Genomic DNA, 993 nt, shown 5'->3' with positions numbered 1-993 from the left:
GAAGCGAACGCGGTGAACTGAAACATCTAAGTAACCGCAGGAAAAGAAATCAACCGAGATTCCCAAAGTAGTGGCGAGCGAAATGGGATGAGCCTTGCACTCTTTATTTGTATTGTTAGCCGAACGCTCTGGAAAGTGCGGCCATAGCAGGTGATAGCCCTGTAGGCGAAAACAGTATGAAAGAACTAGGTGTGCGACAAGTAGGGCGGGACACGTGAAATCCTGTCTGAAGATGGGGGGACCATCCTCCAAGGCTAAATACTCGTGATCGACCGATAGTGAACCAGTACCGTGAGGGAAAGGCGAAAAGAACCCCGGGAGGGGAGTGAAATAGATCCTGAAACCGCATGCATACAAACAGTCGGAGCCTCGTAAGGGGTGACGGCGTACCTTTTGTATAATGGGTCAGCGACTTACGTTCAGTAGCAAGCTTAACCGTATAGGGCAGGCGTAGCGAAAGCGAGTCCGAATAGGGCGTTCAGTTGCTGGGCGTAGACCCGAAACCAGGTGATCTATCCATGGCCAGGATGAAGGTGCGGTAACACGTACTGGAGGTCCGAACCCACTAACGTTGAAAAGTTAGGGGATGAGCTGTGGATAGGGGTGAAAGGCTAAACAAACCTGGAAATAGCTGGTTCTCTCCGAAAACTATTTAGGTAGTGCCTCGTGTCTCACCTTCGGGGGTAGAGCACTGTCATGGTTGGGGGGTCTATTGCAGATTACCCCGCCATAGCAAACTCCGAATACCGAAGAGTGCAATCACGGGAGACAGACATCGGGTGCTAACGTCCGGTGTCAAGAGGGAAACAACCCAGACCGCCAGCTAAGGTCCCCAAATATAGCTAAGTGGGAAACGAAGTGGGAAGGCTAAAACAGTCAGGAGGTTGGCTTAGAAGCAGCCACCCTTTAAAGAAAGCGTAATAGCTCACTGATCGAGTCGTCCTGCGCGGAAGATGTAACGGGGCTAAGCTATATACCGAAGCTGCGGATGCG

Annotated in this window: 1 rRNA gene; it reads left to right on the top strand. The window is 51.4% G+C overall.

The features are described from left to right. Positions 1-993, top strand: a 23S ribosomal RNA gene (locus BSE24067_RS32150); the annotation flags it as partial.

The organism is Burkholderia latens, assembly GCF_902499045.1.
Taxonomy (GTDB): Bacteria; Pseudomonadota; Gammaproteobacteria; order Burkholderiales; family Burkholderiaceae; genus Burkholderia; species Burkholderia latens.
Note: the sequence above shows the minus strand (reverse complement) of the source record. Positions and strands in the feature narration are given on the sequence as shown.